The sequence below is a fragment of the Nocardia sp. JCM 38205 genome (assembly GCF_058222935.1).
Genome location: NZ_JBYHFL010000001.1, coordinates 1154290 through 1169902, shown reverse-complemented (window position 1 = coordinate 1169902; position 15613 = coordinate 1154290). Strand labels below are relative to the sequence as shown.

Here is a 15613-nt window from a genome sequence, read left to right as displayed (position 1 = left end):
CCCATCGAGTGAGTTGTGGGCCTCGGAGCGCCTGAGCCCGTGCCGCGAGGTCTGTCTACCACCGCCCTACTCGAGGTGCGGCGACTGCTGGGTCCAATGGAATCCACGCTCGATCAGTGCGAACCGATCGAGCGGGATGGATTCCAGCACCATGTGTACCGGCCGGGTGCCGAGGGTGCCGTCGAGGATCAGGCGGTCGGGGGTGGGCTGGGTGTAGGTGAAGCTGCCCAGCTTCCATTGGGCGGCGGGATCGCGGAACAGGGTGAGGGTGTGGAGGTCGGGGTTTACGGTGGCGGGCATCCAGGTCAGCCGGTCGTCCATGCCTTGCACGTGGATCCCGTCGACGGTGTCGAAGACGAGGCGGCGGGGGCGGGCCGAGGTCGGGTCGGTGAACGGGTTCGGCTCGGTGAGTAGCGGGGGGACCTGGTGGCCGGCGACGGAGTATTCGGCGACATTCCAGATGCCGTACAGCGGGGAACGCGGGCGGGCGGCGCCGTAGGCGTGCCAGGCGTCCCAGCCCTCCAGCGCCGTGGTCGCCAGCAGCCACAGGCCGAGCAGGACCTGGCCGAGCAACGCGAACCGATTCGACCGTGCGGTGGTGAAGAGTTCGGATCCCTCGGCCGCCGGCACCGCCTCACCGGAGAACAGGACCGTTGCCAGGCGGCGGCTGTGCGGGGCGAGCAGCGCGAGGGACAGGGCGAGCATATGGAAGCTGAACAGCTTCACCGGCACGTCGAAGGTCATATTGAGCAGGAAGACCTGCGCCATCGCCACGGTCGACAGCGCTGCTCCCGCGGTGACGGTGGCGGGCAGGATCAGCAGCAATCCGGCGCCGATCTCCGCGCAACCCAGGGCGATCTCATAGGGCTTCGACGCCGCCGTCTGCGACCACAGCACCCCCATCGGCGTCATATCGCCGAACGGTTCGATCAGCCGGTGCAGGGCGAACGTCATCTGCGACGGCATCACCTTGACCATGCCGTAGAGCATCAGCGCACCGGCCAGCGCGAAGCGCAGCAATGCTCGGAACCAGCGGTCCAGGCCGCGGTAGTCGGTGCGGCGCCGGTCCAGAGCGGTCCAGATCGCGGTGGCCACGGCCGCGACCACCAGCCAGCTGAACGCCGCCACCCAGAGGGTGACGGTGTCTCCGCTGCCGGTGGGTGCGTACCCGAGCGGTTCCTCGATGCCGAACAGCTGGGCGGCGAACCAGTCGGTCAGCGGCGGCAGTGCCCACCACCGGCCGAGGGTGAGCACCGCCGGCTCCGGGACGCCGACCGACCGCAGCAGTTGCAGGAGCAGCCATTGCGCCGCGGTACCGATACCGAGGTAGACGAATACGAACCGGAACAGCACACGCGTGGCCGGATGCCACGACGGTGACAGCACGACAGGCACGGGCTCACCCTGCTCCCGATCCGGCGCCTCCGACTCCACCAGGGTTGCCACTGTTCACCTTTCCCGATCCGCCGCACACCTGACCTTGCTCTGGCACGGTATGTCAGATCAGGGGTGCGCCGCGGCTGGGAAAACCTGTGCCCCCAGTGCTGTCTGCACCGGTTTCGGGGGCGTCAGCGGAAGTCCGGGTAATCCTGGACCCAGCGGAAGCCGCCGCTGCGCAAGGGGAATGAGTCGAGGTCCATCTGGTCGAGCACGATGGTTGTGGGTGTTCCGTTCAACTCGCCGGTGAGGCGCAATCGCTCGGGCTCGGGCCGTTCGAAGGTGAAGGAGGCGATCGGAACCGGCGTGGCATCGGGTGATTGCGGTGGGGCGGTCAGGGTGAGGGTGCGGGCATCGGTGTCGATGGCGACCGCGGACGGCGTCAGCGCACCGTCCATCCCCTGGATGAACATCGCGCCCGGATCATCGAAAACAGCGCGCTGCCAGCGGTTCTCATCGGTCAGCACGGGAGGAACCGGCTGCCCTGAGGCGGTGAACTCGCTGACTGTCCAGATGCCGTACAGCGGCGATTTCTCGCGGCCGCCACCGAACTCGTCCCACGCGCGCCAGCCGGTGTCCACCACGCCGATCAGCATCCACACCCCGATCAGCACCTGGACCAGGGCGGCGATCCGATTGGCCTTGGCGCTGTCGAACAATCGCGGCTGCGTCGCCGGGTCCGACGGGCGTTCCAGTACCAGCACATTCGCCAGCCGTTGCGCCTGCGGCGCCAGCAGCAGTAGCGACAGCAGCAGCAGATGGAACGACAGGATCTTGACCGGCACGTCGAAGGTCATGTTCAGCACGAACACCTGCGCCATGCTCACCACGCTCAGCATCGCGCCGACGGTCGCGGTGCGAGGCCAGAACAGCAGCAGGCCCGCGAGCATCTCGGCGATGCCGAGCAGCACCTGGTAGGCGGGCGAGGAACCCACCTGCAACCAGAGCACCGAGGTGATGCTGAACTCGCCGTACGGCTGCAGCAGTGCGTTCAGTGGTGGTGACGGCATCTGCGTCGGGATGGCCTTGGCGATGCCGTAGAACAGCATCTGACCGGCCAGGCACAGCCGGATGACGGTGAAGAACCAGGCGCTCAGCCGCGGGTAGGCGGTGCGGCGCCGGTCGAGCACCGACCAGATCAGCGTTGCCGCCAGGGCGACGACAAGGACACAGAAGATCATCACCCAGATGACGGTCTGATCGCCGCTGCCCGAATCCTCGTGCAACACGGCATCGACCCCGAAAACCGTCCGCCCGACCCACTCGTAGGCCGGCGAGAGCAGCTCCATCTGCCACATGACCGCCCGCTCGGGCAGCCATTGCCCGGCGATGCCGGTGAACGCGAAGGTGATCTGGGCGAACAGCAGACAGAACAGGCCGAAATAGACGAAACAGAACCGGAACGCGATGCGCGTGAGCGGATGCCACCGGCGTGGCTCGGCCACCTCGACGGGAGCGTCATCGTCTTGCTGTTGGAGAACCTCGACCCCGACCACTATCAGCCCCTCACTGCGCCGATCCGATTGCCTGGGCCGAACGTATCCACCGGCGGCGCCGCCCACCACCGGATAAACCCGGAGTGGAACCCCTATTTTCGCATCATTCGTAGGACGTATCCGGCATCATCCTTGCGGCCGATGCGGCGCTCCCGGAGAGGTGTCACGGACCGATTTCCGGCTTTCCCGAACAGCCAAACTGAAACGCGTTACAGTCACCACGACCCGGCAGTCACCGCGGTCCGCGCCGGGCTCGGCAGCAACGCCCTCGCCCGAGCCGCACCGCTGTACGGCATCAGGAGGACGATGATGGCCGACGATCCCGCACCCACCGAACGACGTCGGCTGACCACCAGTGATCGCGATCTGGATTCGTTCACCGCCGACCTGTCCCGCTGGCTGGGCGAACGCGTCGGCGCCGACGAACCGCCCTCGATCACCGGCCTGTCCCGGCCGGAGGCGGGCGGTATGTCGAGTTCGACGGTGTTGTTCGACGCCGAATGGCTCGCGGGCGGGCAGCGCGGCGGCGGGTCGTTCGTGGCGCGGATGGCGCCGGAGGACGATGCCTTCCCGGTGTTCGAAACCTATGATCTGGCAACGCAATACCAGGTGATGGCCGGTGTCGCCGAGGCGACCGATATCCCGGTGCCGAGGACGCGCTGGCTGGAAAACGATCCCGGTGTGCTCGGTACGCCGTTCTTCGTGATGGACCGGGTGGAGGGCCGGGTGCCCACCGACAACCCGCCCTATGTCTTCGTGGGCTGGCTCTTCGACGCCACCGACGAGGAGCGGGAGCGGTTGACCGACGCCACGGTCGAGATCATCGCGAAGGTGCACGCCATCCCCGACCCGGTGCGGCGGTTCCCGATGCTGGCCGGGCCCGGCGATGCGCTGCGCCGCCACGTCGACGCCCAGCGCGCCTGGTATCGCTGGGCCCTCGCCGACGACGGCTACCGGATCCCGATCATCGAGCGCGGCTTCGATTGGCTGGCGGCCCACTGGCCCGCCGACCCCGGCCCCGACGTGCTGACCTGGGGTGATGCCCGTCCCGGCAATATCATCTACCGCGGTTTCGAACCGGCGGCGGTGCTCGATTGGGAGATGGCGGCCATCGGCCCGCGGGAACTCGACGTGGCCTGGATCATCTTCCTGCACCGGTTCTTCCAGGACCTCGCCGTTCGGTTCGACCAGCCCGGCCTGCCGAACTTCCTGCGCCGCAGCGAGGTGGTGGCGAAATACGAAGCGGCCAGCGGCCATACCGTGCGTGATCTCGACTTCTATCTGGTCTACACGGCACTACGGCACGCCATCGTGATGGCAAGGATCAAGCGCCGGATGATCCACTTCGGCGAGGACACCGACACCGATGACCGCGACGACTATGTGATGCACCGGGCGAGCTTGCAGGCCCTGCTCGACGGAACCTACGAATGGGATTGAGCCACACTATGTCTGATTCCTCCCGTCTTCCCGGATCCGCACCGGCACCGCTGGACGAATTCCCGATCCACCAGACGCCGCTGTCGCTGGCACGGGTGGCCAGCAGCGACCGCAACTTCTACGACCGCAGCTATTTCAACGCGCACAATCGTGCGGGCGGCACCATGCTGGTGACCGGGTTCGGCGTCTATCCGAACCTGGGGGTCACCGACGCCTATCTGGCTCTGCGCGAGGGCGATACCGTGCGCACGGTGCGGTTTTCCGACGCGCTCGGCGACCGGAGCCTGGATATGCGGGTCGGTGACTACCGGATCGAGGTGCTCGAACCACTGCAGCGGCTGCGGCTGGTGTGCGAACACGATGAGCTCGCCGCCGACCTGACCTGGACCGGCGCGTTCCCCACGGTGCAGGAGCAGCCGCATCTGATCCTCAACGGCAACCGCCCGATCATCGAGGCCTCGCGGTTCGCCCAGGTCGGAAGCTGGTCGGGCACCCTGCAAGTCGACGGCCGGGAGATCACCGTCGATCCCGAGGTCTGGACCGGCACCAGGGACCGGTCCTGGGGCATCCGGCCGGTCGGCGAAACCGAGCCGCCCGGGCGCGCGGCCGCGGAACCCTCGGGCGGGTTCTGGTGGCTGTACATGCCGTTGCGGTTCGACGAGTTCGCGATCGTCGTCATCGTGCAGGAGGAACCCGACGGCAGGCGCACCCTCAACGACGCCACCCGGGTCTGGCCGGACGGGCGGACCGAGCAACTCGGCTGGCCGCGCATCTCGATCGACTACCGCTCCGGCACCAGGTTGCCCACCGGCGCGCGCATCGAACTGACCACACCGGACGGCAAACCGCTCGACGTGGAAATCCGGACGGTGACCGATATCCCGCTGCACGTGGGCTGCGGCTACGGCGGCGATCCCGATTGGCAGCACGGCCAGTGGAAGGGCCGCGACTGGACCTCGAGCGACCGCTACGACCTCACCGATCCGGCCGTCGCCGGGCGCATCCCGTACGGCGTCATCGACCATGTCGCGCATGCCCGTTGCGGTGAGGCCGAAGGCTGGGGGTTGTTCGAGCACGCGAGCATCGGACGGCACGACCCCACCGGGTTCGCCGACTTCCTGTCGGTGGCGCCCTAGCGGCGCTGGGGCGGGACCAGGTCGATCACGACCGGGATCTGAGCCTGTCCCGGGTGCCTGCGGCCGGTGCCGGACACGCCCCGTAATCTCGACACTTGTGCCGAACACGTCAGCCGATACCGAGGACCAGCCAGCGGGCGACCCGAACTACCTGGTCGGGCTCGATCTGAACGGGCGAAGGGTGGTCGTCGTCGGCGGCGGTTCCGTCGCCCAGCGCAGGCTCGGGCTGCTCATCGCCTCGGGCGCGGACGTGCACGTCATCAGCCGTGAGGCCACCCCGGCGGTCGAAGGCATGGCCACCTCCGGTCAGCTGACGCTCACGCTGCGCGCCTACACCGATGGCGATCTCGACGGCGCCTGGTACGCGATCGCCTGCACCGACGAACCCGAAACCAATGCCGCCGTGGTCGCGGAGGCCGAACGCCGCCGCATCTTCTGTGTGCGCGCCGACAACGCCCGGCTCGGCACCGCCGTCACCCCGGCCACCGCCCGCTTCGACGGCCTCACCCTCGGCGTGCTGGCCGGGGGCAGGCACAAGCGTTCGGCGGCGGTGCGCAACGCGCTGCTGGAAGCGCTGCAATCGGGTGTGGTGACCGATGATTCGACCCCGGTCGCGCCGGGCGTCGCGCTGGTCGGCGGTGGACCCGGCGACCCGGACCTGATCACCGTGCGTGGCCGCAGGCTGCTCGCGCGCGCCGATCTCGTCGTCGCCGACCGGCTCGCACCGCCGGAACTGCTGGCCGAACTCGGCCCGGAGGTCGAGGTCGTCGATGCCGCGAAGATCCCGTACGGACGCGCCATGGCGCAGGAGGCGATCAACACCACGCTGGTGGAAGGCGCCAAGGCGGGCAAGTTCGTGGTGCGGCTCAAGGGCGGCGACCCGTATGTGTTCGGCCGCGGTTTCGAGGAGGTCGAGGCGTGTGTGGCCGCCGGTGTGCCGGTCACCGTGGTCCCCGGCATCACCAGCCCGATCGCGGTGCCCTCGGCCGCGGGCATTCCGGTCACCCATCGCGGGGTGACCCATGAGTTCGTGGTGGTCAGCGGGCATGTGGCGCCGGATCACCCGGACTCGCTGGTGGACTGGCCCGCGCTGGCGCGGCTGCGTGGCACCCTGGTGCTGATGATGGCCGTCGAGCGGATCGAGCAGTTCGCCGATGTGCTGCTCGCCGGCGGGCGGCCCGCCGATACCCCGGCCACCGTCATCCAAGAGGGCACGCTGCGGACCCAGCGGGTGCTGCGCGCCGAGCTGGCGACGATCGCCGAGCGAGTGCGCGCCGAAGGCATCCGCCCGCCCGCCATCGTCGTGATCGGCCCCACGGCGGGCTTCTCGGCAGACGTCGCGCCGGGCGGCTGAGACGTAGCGGGCGAGCGACAAGTGACAGCCCGCACGCGACAGCAACGTACCGCCGCCCTTCGGTAGCGCGGTGGGGCGCGGCCCGGTCGCCCCTCCGGTCGCGCTGCTCGAACGACCCCGGCCCGACGTACCGAACGGTGTGCTTGTGACCGTCGATTACAGTGACTCCCTGTGCTCGACAAAGCCGCTGCTACGACGCAGTACCCCGTGACGCGGCGGGCCTTCGGGCTCGCGATCCTCGTCCTGAGCGGACTCCAGCTCATGGTGGTGCTCGACGGCACCGTGGTGATCCTGGCGCTGCCGCGATTGCAGGAAGAAATGGGGCTGTCCAGCTCCGGCAGCGCCTGGATGGTGACCGCCTACGGCCTGCCCTTCGCCGGCCTGATGCTGCTCGGCGGCCGGATCGGCGATTCCTTCGGGCGGCGGCGGATGTTCCTGCTCGGTGTCTCACTGTTCACGCTGGCATCACTGCTGTGTGGACTGGCCCAGAACGAAGGCATGCTGATCGCGGCCCGCGCTTTCCAGGGCACCGGCGCCGCACTCGCGGCCCCCACCGCGTTCGCCTTGGTGGCCAGCACATTCGCACCGGGACCGGTGCGCAATCAGGCCTTCGCGATCTTCGGGTCGATGGCGGCGCTCGGCTCGGTCGGCGGACTGGTGATCGGTGGCGCGCTCACCGAGGTGAGCTGGCGCTGGATTTTCCTGATCAATGTGCCCATCGGCGCGCTCATCATCCTCGGCGCCGTGATCGCCCTGCGCGACACCACGCATCACCGGCTCACCCTCGACGTGCGCGGCGCGATCCTCGGCACCCTGGCCTGCGCGCTGATCGTGTTCGGCGCGACCGAAGGGCCGGAGTTCGGCTGGGACAGCCCCTACGTCATCGGTTCGCTGATCGGCGGTGTGGTGCTGCTGGTGGTGTTCGTGCTCGCCGAACGCGCGGTGGCCAACCCGCTGCTGCCGTGGTCGCTGTTCGATCACCGCGACCGCAACGCCACCTTCGTCATCATCCTGCTCGCCAGCGGCGTGCTCGGCGCCACCACCTACTTCGCCGGGCTGTTCGTGCAGAACGTGGTCGGCTACAGCCCGCTGGTGGCCGGGTTGTCGTTCATCCCGTTCACCGTCGGCATCGGTATCGGCGGCGCGCTGTCGTCGAAGCTGGCGATGCTGGTCGCGCCGCGGTGGCTGCTCAGCGGTGCGGCCCTGGTCCTGGTGGCCGGGCTGGGTTTCGGATCGACGCTCGACGGTGACGTCAGCTATGTGCCGACCCTGCTAGGGCTGTTCCTGGTGATCGGTTTCGGTATGGGCCTGGCCATCGTCCTCATCCCGCTGTGCGTGCTCGTCGGTGTGCCGCAGGACGAGATCGGCCCGCTGTCGGCGATCGGCCAGATGTTCCTGAGCCTCGGCACCCCGATCGCGATCGGCCTGCTGACACCGCTGGCGGCCTCACGCACGCTGTCCGAAGGCGGCCGTACCGGCAAGCCCGCGGATATGACGGCGGCCGAACTCGTCGCGCTCGGCAGCGGCTACACGTTGGTGCTGTTCGTCGCGGCCATCGGTGCGCTGCTGGTCGGGCTGCTCGCGCTGACCCTGCGCTACACCCCGCAGGAAGTGGCGCAGGCCCAGCACGCTCAGGAAGAGGCCCAGCAGGCCTGAACCCGGCGGACTCGGCAGCGGGTTCAGAGTCGGCCGACGACCTTGTCCGGTGTGACCCGCACGATGATCCGCTCGGCGTCGTGCACCGAGGCCGGATTGAACTCCCGGTAGGTCTTGCCGGTGTACTTCAGCGCCAGCTTGTCCGGCAGCGCTCGCTCCGGGTCGGGCGTCACGGTGGCCGAGCCCTTGATCTCGGCGTAGACGAAGGGCCGGTCGGGCGGGTTGATCATCACCGTGACCCGCGGATCGCGCATGACATTGCGGCCCTGCACCCGGCCGACGGTGGTGGAGAAGATCAGATCCTCGCCGTCGCGCTCGAGCCAGACGACGGTCAGATGCGGATGCCCGTCCTTGCCGACGGTGGCGACTGTGGCGTAGACGCGCTCTTCGTCCAGATACTTCTTCAGGTCATCGGACAGTACGGCTGTAGTAGTGCTCACAACACTCGCCAACACCCGGGTCTCCCGGCGCATTCCAGCCGCGGATCTCAGGTGATGATGAGAAGTTCGGTGGGGGAGGCGATCTCGGTTCGCAGCCCGGCCTTGGTGGCGATCCGGGCGACGGCGCGGATATCGGCCGGCTCGGCGCGGGTGAGCACCAGCGCGCGGGCGAGCAGGCCCTTGTGATGCTTGTTGAAATGCGAGACGACGGTGCGGGAACCATCGGGATGCTCGGTGAGCACGTTCGCGGTGATGGCGCCGGGGACGCGGCCGAGCTGCTGATAGGTGCCCGAACGCAGGTCGATCACCAGTTCGTCGCCGGCCTCGGCGCGCAGGGCATCGGGCAGCTGTTCGCGCCACACCGCCGACAAGGTGGGCAGGCCGGGCAGTTTCGACCCGCCGGAGAGCCGATACGCCGGGATCGGATCGCCGGCCCGCACCGCGCCGAACAGTGCCGAACCGATCCCGAGACGGGCGTAGGCCTTGGCCCGCTGCACCTTGGTGAACGAACGGGCATCGAGCGCGTCGTAGAGCACACCGGTGTAGCGCTCGAGCGCGGGCCGGGTGGGGGAGGTGCGCAACGCCGCGTTGCGGGCGATCTCCGTCTCCGCGCCCTTGCCGAGGCCGAGCGCGGCGCGCGAGGCCTCCGGATCGCCGGCCAGCCGTACCAGCTCCGCCAGCAATTTCTCCCGCACCGCGGTCAGCTGCGGCATCGCCAGCTCGCCGAGCTCCAGCGGCGCGCCGGTTCCGCCGTCGGACTTGGTTTCGGAAGGAGGTAGCAGCACCAGCACGAGCGACAACGGTAATCGGCGCCGGCCGGCCGGCCGGCAGCACCCCGGGACGCGGTCCCGGGTACTTCGGCGCCGAGAGACCGTTGGCCGCAGCCCAGCGGTGCCGCGGGGATGGTGTGAGCCGGCGGCGTGATGGGCGGCCGTCGTCAGCGCACCGCGCGTAGGAAGGCCCGGGTCCGCTCGTTGTGCGGGTCCTCGAACAGCTGCCGCGGCGGGCCCTGCTCCACCACGCGGCCGCCGTCGAACATCATCACCCGATCGGATACATCGCGGGCGAAGCGCATCTCATGGGTGACGATGAGCATGGTGATATCGGTGCTCTCGGCGATATCGCGCAGCAGGTCGAGCACATCGCCCACCAGTTCCGGATCCAGCGCCGAGGTCACCTCGTCGAGCAGCATCACCTTCGGGTCCATCGCCAGGCAGCGCGCGATCGCGACGCGCTGCTGCTGACCGCCGGACAGCTGCGCGGGATGGGCGTGCGCCTTCTCGGCGAGCCCGATCATCTCCAGCAGCTCCGTCGCCCGCGCGCGGGCCTGGCCCTTGGACCGCCCGAGCACATGCACCGGCGCCTCGGTGATGTTCTCCAGCACCGTCATATTCGGGAACAGGTTGAACTGCTGGAACACCATGCCGATCTTCTTGCGCACCGTACGCAGGTGTTTCTCCTTGGCGGGCACCAGCTTCGCACCGCGCTGCTCGTGCGTGAGTGGTTGTCCGTCCACCCAGATGACGCCGTCGCTGACCTGCTCCAGCGTCATCAGCAGCCGCAGGATCGTGGTCTTACCCGATCCGGAGGGGCCGATCAGGGTGACCTTCTCGCCGCGGCCGACGGTGAAATCGAGGTCGTCGAGCACCACCAGCTTGCCGAACCGCTTGCCCACCTTGTCGAAGCGGATCATCGCGTCCTGGTCGCGGCCGACCGTGTCGTCAGTAGTAGGCAAGACGCTTCTCCAGTCTTCTGATCAGTACAGACGTCGGGTAGCTCGCGATGAGGAAGAACACGCCGGCCAGGGTCAGCGGCTCCAGATATTGGAAGTTGCGGGCCCCGAACTGCTGGGCGGCGGTGACGAGTTCGACCACCGAGATGGCGAACAGGAACGGCGTGTCCTTGAACATCGACACCGCGTTGGTGCCGAGGGCGGGAACGCTGGCGCGGATGGCCTGCGGCAAGACCACCGCCCGCCAGGTGCGGTACGGCGGCAGCGACAACGCACGCGCGGCCTCCCACTGCCCGGTCGGCACCGACTCGATCCCGGCCCGGTACACCTCGGCCAGATAGCTCGAATAGTGGATGCCGAGCACGGTGATGCCGATCTGCAATGCGGAGAACTGCGGCAGCAGGTTGTAGGCGAACAGCAACTGCACCACCAGCGGCGTGAGCCGGACGAACTCGGCCACCGCATGCACCGGGGCCGCGATCCAGCGCGGGAACGACCGGCGCACGATCGCGATGGCCAGCCCGATCACCGCCGCGATCGCGAAACCGACGACGGTGGCCAGCAAGGTGATCTGGAAACCGTCCCACAGCACCGGCAGCGATTCCCTGGCGCGCTCCCAACTCCATTCGACGGTCATCGCGCCACCGCCTCGACCGGCTCGTCCGGGGCGAGCCGAAGCATCTCCCTGAGCGTCGGCCCACGGCCGAGCTTCGCCTTGGCGCGGGTTTCCACCAGGTTCATCAGCACCGTCAGCACATAGGCCAGCGCGAAATAGATCAGCAGACCGACACCGAAGGCGAACAGGGTGTCACCGGTGGATTGGCGCAGCTTCCCGATCTCGAAGGTCAAGTCCTGCAACGTGATGTAGGAGGCCACCGCGGTGCCTTTGAGCAGGTGGATCAGCAGGTTCGTCAGCGGCGGCACCATCAGCGCCCAGGCCTGCGGGAACAACACCTTGCGCAACCGCTGCCACGGGCTGAAATTCAGCGCGACCGCCGCCTCCCACTGCGTGCGCGGTACCGCGTTCAACGCACCGCGCACCACCTCGGCCCCGTAGGCGCCGTAATTGAGGCCGAGCGCCAGGATTCCGCAGAACACCGGCTCGAGCTGATAGCCGAACAGCGGCAGCACGTAGAACAGCCAGAAGATCTGCACCAGCAGTGAGGTGCCGCGGAAGAACTCGATCAACACCCGCGAGGTTCCGCGCAGCGCGAGATTGCGCACCCGCACCACGGTCCCGAGCAGCAAGGCGATCACGAAGGCCAGCGCGGCCCCGCCGAGCGTGAGTTGCAACGTGACGAGAATGCCGTCCCAGATCCCGGGAAGCGCCTCGCGCAACGCGTCCATATCGCTCATGGCGCGAACCGCTCGATCAGACTTCGCCCTTGCACAGCTGTTCAGTGGTCAGACCCGGATCCGGCAGCTCCCGCTCGGTGAACCCGAACGGACCGACGATGGCCAGGTAGCGCTCTTTGTCGGAGGTGATCTTCTTCAACTCGGCGTTATAGGCGTCCAGCAGGTCCTTGTCGCCGGTGCGGAAGACGGTGCCGCCCGCCCCGATCTGCGGTTTGCCGTCGATGACCGCCACGAACGACGGCGTCACCTCGACCTCGGCGCCGGGGGAATGGCTCTTCAACCAGTTCAGCGAGATCGCGGTCAACGCGAACACATCCGCGCGGCCGGAGGTGACCGCGTCCAGGCCGTCTTGCGGGCTGCCGACCAGCATGGCGTCGATGCCGAGGGCCGCGGCGTAGTCGGATTCGATGGCGCCGGTCATGGCCGCCATGCGCGCGCCGCTGTCCTTGACCGACTGCATATCCGTCAGGTTCAGCGGATTGCCGGACTTCACCATCAGCGCGGTCGTGTACATGAATTCCGGTTCGCTGAACGCGGCCTGCTCACAGCGTTTGGGCAGGATCGACATGCCTGCGCTCACCGCGTCGAAGCGCTGGGCCTGTAAACCGGGGATGAGCGCACCGAACTCGGTCTGCACGCCGTCGACGGTGTCGATGCCCAGATTCTTGAAGATCTCCCGGTGCAGGGCGACGGTCGCGCCGGTCAACTGCCCGTCCTGCTCGAAGGAGTACGGGGCCTCGCCGGCGAACCCGACGGTGATGGTGCCGCTGTCCTGCAACGTTCGCAGCAGTTCGCCCTCGGCGGCGGTATCGGTCTTGGTGCAGCCGGCCAGCATGGCCGCCGATAGCGATGCCGCGGCCAACCCCGCGGCCCAACGAACCATTCTCCGGTGTGTGTCGACCACTGCCTCACCTTTCGACAGGGGTGGCTGGCCATCATTTCGCGGAGATGATCGGGCGACCAGAATTATCGACACCCCCGCAGGTCAGCGGCCCTTTATGTGGTTGTGTGCGCCGGTATTTCGGCACTCCAACAGTATTTGGTTCGCATTCTTTACATGGCGAAAGTGATATTTTTGTGATCCAAAGTTTGGCGGCCTCCATTAATGGGTAATTTACTTTCCTGTTCGTGCGTCATGATCGTTTTCGGACCCTCTGCGCGCGCCCCGCGGTCGCGAACCGCTAATCCGGTGTCATCGGCCGTGGACCGGCGACTACCCTGTGCATCCGTGATCACCCGCCTCTCCCGCCTGTTCCTGCGCACCCTGCGAGACGATCCCGCCGACGCCGAGGTGCCGAGCCACAAGCTATTGGTGCGCGCCGGATACGTGCGCCGCGTCGCCCCCGGCATCTATTCGTGGCTGCCGCTGGGCCTGCGGGTGCTGCGCAAGGTGGAGCAGGTGGTGCGCGAAGAGATGGACGCCATCGGCGCCCAGGAGATCTCGCTGCCCGCCTTGCTGCCGCGCGATGCCTACGAGACCACGAACCGGTGGACCGAATACGGCGACGCGCTGTTCCGGCTGAAAGACCGCAAGGGCGCGGACTATCTGCTCGGGCCCACCCACGAGGAGCTGTTCGCGCTCACCGTCAAGGGGGAATACAACTCCTACAAGGATCTGCCGGTCACGCTCTACCAGATCCAGGACAAGTACCGCGATGAGGAACGTCCGCGCGCGGGCATCCTGCGTGGGCGCGAGTTCGTCATGAAGGACTCCTACTCCTTCGACCTCGACGAAGACGGCCTGAAGGCGAGCTACAACGCCCACCGTGAGGCCTACCAGCGCATCTTCGGCCGGCTCGGCGTCAAGTACGTCATCGTCGCCGCGACCTCCGGCGCCATGGGCGGCAGCGCGTCCGAGGAGTTTCTCGCCGACAGCCCCGTCGGTGAGGACACCTACGTGCGCTGTCCCGAGTCCGGATACGCCGCCAATGTGGAGGCCGTGGTCACCCCCGCTCCCGAACCGCTGCCGATCGAGGGACAGCCCGCGGCCGTCGTCCACGACACCCCGGGCACCCCCACCATCGCGACCCTGGTGGACTGGGCCAACGGCGCCGGTCTCGCCGAACGCTATGGACGGGCGGTCACCGCGGCCGACACCCTGAAGAACGTCATGGTCAAGCTGCGGCACCCGGACGGCAAGACCGAGATCGTCGGCGTCGGCATCCCCGGCGATCGTGAGGTCGACGACAAGCGCCTCGGCGCTTCGGTGGAACCGGCCGAGGTCGAGCTGCTCACCGACGCCGACTTCGCCGCCAACCCCTTCCTGGTCAAGGGCTACATCGGCCCGAAGGCGCTGCAGGCCAACGGTATCCGCTATCTCGTCGATCCGCGCGTGGTGACGGGGTCCTCGTGGATCACCGGGGCCGACGAACCGGGCAAGCATGTCGTCGGCCTGGTCGCCGGTCGCGATTTCACCCCCGACGGCACCATCGAAGCCGCCGAGGTGCGCGACGGTGACCCCTCGCCCGACGGACGCGGCACCCTGGTCTCGGCGCGCGGCATCGAGATCGGCCACATCTTCCAGCTCGGCTACAAGTACACCGACGCCTTCGAGGTCGATGTGCTCGGCGAGAACGGCAAGCCGGTCCGCCTGGTCATGGGCTCCTACGGCATCGGCGTCTCCCGCATGGTCGCGGTGATCGCCGAACAGCAGCACGACGACAAGGGCCTGCGCTGGCCGGCGTCGGCCGCTCCGTTCGACATCCACGTCGTGATCGCCAACAAGGACGCCGCCGCCCGCGAAGGCGCCGAAGCCGTGGTCGCCGGACTCGACGCTCAGGGCCTTGATGTCCTCTTCGACGATCGCACCGCCTCGCCCGGCGTCAAGTTCAAGGACGCCGAACTGCTCGGCATGCCGTGGGTGCTCGTCATCGGCCGTGGTTGGGCCGACGGCAAGGTCGAACTGCGCAACCGGTTCACCGGCGAATCCGAAGACATCGCCGCCGATTCCGCCGTCGACGCGGTGCTCGCCAAGATCCGCGGCTGACTGTGACGCACGCTCTACGCCCCCGGCTCCGAATCGGACCGGGGGCGTAGGCGTTTCCTGGCGTCGGTCGGCGGGTGGTCCGGCCGCCCGCCGCGCCGTGGTGCGGTACCCGAAGACTCGGCTCCCGCTGAGAGGGATGCGCCGGGCGCGGACAACCGCGATGCCGAGCACCATGGCCCGTGGACTCCGGGATGAGACCACCGGCTGTGGAAAGGATTTCGCTATGGGTGCCGTGCGGTTCGACGAGGAATTCGACGTGGTGGTCCTCGGGGTCGGGGCGGCCGGCGCCGCCGCGGCGCTGAGCGCGCACGCGGCCGGCGCGCGGGTCGTGGTGCTGGAGAAGGCGGATCCGGCGACGGCGGGCGGTAACACCAGGGTCTCCGGGGCCGGCTGGTTCATCAATCGCGACCCGCGACGCGCGGAGGTCTTCCTCCGTTCGCTGTGCGGGCCCTACCCGGTCGCCGAGGACGTCATCGCCACCTGGGCGCGGGAAACCGCGCTCAATTCCGAGTGGTTGCGCGCGCTCGGCGCCCAAAGCAGCGCAAGAGGGCAGGGACACACCAAGGAAAAACACCCCACC

General features: G+C 68.1%; 13 protein-coding genes and 1 pseudogene. 6 read left to right on the top strand and 8 right to left on the bottom strand.

The genetic code is table 11. The features are described from left to right. Window positions 1–66 precede the first annotated feature (66 nt). On the bottom strand, window positions 67–1446 hold the full coding sequence (locus AC4HOU_RS05440; protein ID WP_195019696.1) for a DoxX family protein: 1380 nt from the start codon (window positions 1444–1446) through the stop codon (window positions 67–69). 122 nt (window positions 1447–1568) lie between these two features. Further along, window positions 1569–2933: a DoxX family protein gene (locus AC4HOU_RS05435; RefSeq protein ID WP_195019695.1), complete on the bottom strand. Its 1365-nt coding sequence runs from the start codon at window positions 2931–2933 to the stop codon at window positions 1569–1571. A gap of 309 nt (window positions 2934–3242) precedes the next feature. On the opposite strand from AC4HOU_RS05435, the gene AC4HOU_RS05430 reads away from it, so the two are divergent. From AC4HOU_RS05430 to AC4HOU_RS05415, 4 genes are all read left to right on the top strand, one after another. Then, entirely contained in the window at window positions 3243–4373 is a 1131-nt protein-coding gene (locus AC4HOU_RS05430; protein ID WP_195019694.1) for a phosphotransferase family protein, read from the top strand. Between the two features lie 8 nt (window positions 4374–4381). After that, window positions 4382–5509, top strand: coding sequence for an Rv3169 family protein (locus tag AC4HOU_RS05425; RefSeq protein ID WP_490724172.1), 1128 nt, complete (start codon window positions 4382–4384; stop codon window positions 5507–5509). Window positions 5510–5606: 97 nt separating this feature from the next. Continuing rightward, window positions 5607–6863: a uroporphyrinogen-III C-methyltransferase gene (cobA, locus tag AC4HOU_RS05420; protein WP_195019692.1), complete on the top strand. Its 1257-nt coding sequence runs from the start codon at window positions 5607–5609 to the stop codon at window positions 6861–6863. Window positions 6864–7034: 171 nt separating this feature from the next. Continuing rightward, window positions 7035–8519 (top strand): MFS transporter, encoded by a 1485-nt coding sequence (locus tag AC4HOU_RS05415; protein WP_280212441.1) that lies wholly within the window; start codon window positions 7035–7037, stop codon window positions 8517–8519. A gap of 23 nt (window positions 8520–8542) precedes the next feature. Here the strand turns inward: AC4HOU_RS05415 and AC4HOU_RS05410 are convergent, their stop codons facing one another. The 6 genes from AC4HOU_RS05410 to ehuB all read right to left on the bottom strand — a co-directional run bounded on the left by AC4HOU_RS05410 (window position 8543) and on the right by ehuB (window position 12930). Beyond that, entirely contained in the window at window positions 8543–8959 is a 417-nt protein-coding gene (locus AC4HOU_RS05410; RefSeq protein ID WP_280212440.1) for a PPOX class F420-dependent oxidoreductase, read from the bottom strand. Between the two features lie 47 nt (window positions 8960–9006). Next, a complete protein-coding gene (yaaA, locus tag AC4HOU_RS05405; protein WP_195019691.1) occupies window positions 9007–9750 on the bottom strand; it encodes a peroxide stress protein YaaA in 744 nt (247 codons plus the stop codon). A 146-nt stretch (window positions 9751–9896) separates the two neighbouring features. Then, on the bottom strand, window positions 9897–10652 hold the full coding sequence (gene ehuA, locus AC4HOU_RS05400; protein ID WP_163812013.1) for an ectoine/hydroxyectoine ABC transporter ATP-binding protein EhuA: 756 nt from the start codon (window positions 10650–10652) through the stop codon (window positions 9897–9899). A 28-nt stretch (window positions 10653–10680) separates the two neighbouring features. Further along, complete coding sequence (gene ehuD / locus AC4HOU_RS05395; protein ID WP_163811773.1) at window positions 10681–11328, bottom strand: ectoine/hydroxyectoine ABC transporter permease subunit EhuD; 648 nt, start codon at window positions 11326–11328, stop codon at window positions 10681–10683. Further along, entirely contained in the window at window positions 11325–12047 is a 723-nt protein-coding gene (ehuC, locus tag AC4HOU_RS05390; protein WP_163811775.1) for an ectoine/hydroxyectoine ABC transporter permease subunit EhuC, read from the bottom strand. Before ehuC ends, ehuD begins: the two co-directional genes overlap by 4 nt. A gap of 16 nt (window positions 12048–12063) precedes the next feature. Then, on the bottom strand, window positions 12064–12930 hold the full coding sequence (gene ehuB, locus AC4HOU_RS05385) for an ectoine/hydroxyectoine ABC transporter substrate-binding protein EhuB (RefSeq protein WP_195007023.1): 867 nt from the start codon (window positions 12928–12930) through the stop codon (window positions 12064–12066). A gap of 345 nt (window positions 12931–13275) precedes the next feature. Here ehuB and AC4HOU_RS05380 point away from each other — a divergent pair, with 345 nt between their 5' ends. Together AC4HOU_RS05380 and AC4HOU_RS05375 are read left to right on the top strand one after the other, a co-directional pair. After that, window positions 13276–15033, top strand: a complete 1758-nt coding sequence (locus AC4HOU_RS05380; protein WP_163811779.1) for a proline--tRNA ligase — start codon at window positions 13276–13278, stop codon at window positions 15031–15033. Between the two features lie 223 nt (window positions 15034–15256). Then, window positions 15257–15613, top strand: a pseudogene (locus AC4HOU_RS05375) (FAD-dependent oxidoreductase); the annotation flags it as partial.

Excerpts from the sequence above, each read along its gene's own strand:
- AC4HOU_RS05430 (WP_195019694.1), top strand. The coding sequence starts at position 3,243 with ATGGCCGACGATCCCGCACCCACCGAACGACGTCGGCTGACCACCAGT.
- AC4HOU_RS05425 (WP_490724172.1), top strand. The coding sequence starts at position 4,382 with ATGTCTGATTCCTCCCGTCTTCCCGGATCCGCACCGGCACCGCTGGAC.
- ehuA (WP_163812013.1), bottom strand. The coding sequence starts at position 10,652 with ATGATCCGCTTCGACAAGGTGGGCAAGCGGTTCGGCAAGCTGGTGGTG.
- ehuD (WP_163811773.1), bottom strand. The coding sequence starts at position 11,328 with ATGACCGTCGAATGGAGTTGGGAGCGCGCCAGGGAATCGCTGCCGGTG.
- ehuC (WP_163811775.1), bottom strand. The coding sequence starts at position 12,047 with ATGAGCGATATGGACGCGTTGCGCGAGGCGCTTCCCGGGATCTGGGAC.
- ehuB (WP_195007023.1), bottom strand. The coding sequence starts at position 12,930 with ATGGTTCGTTGGGCCGCGGGGTTGGCCGCGGCATCGCTATCGGCGGCC.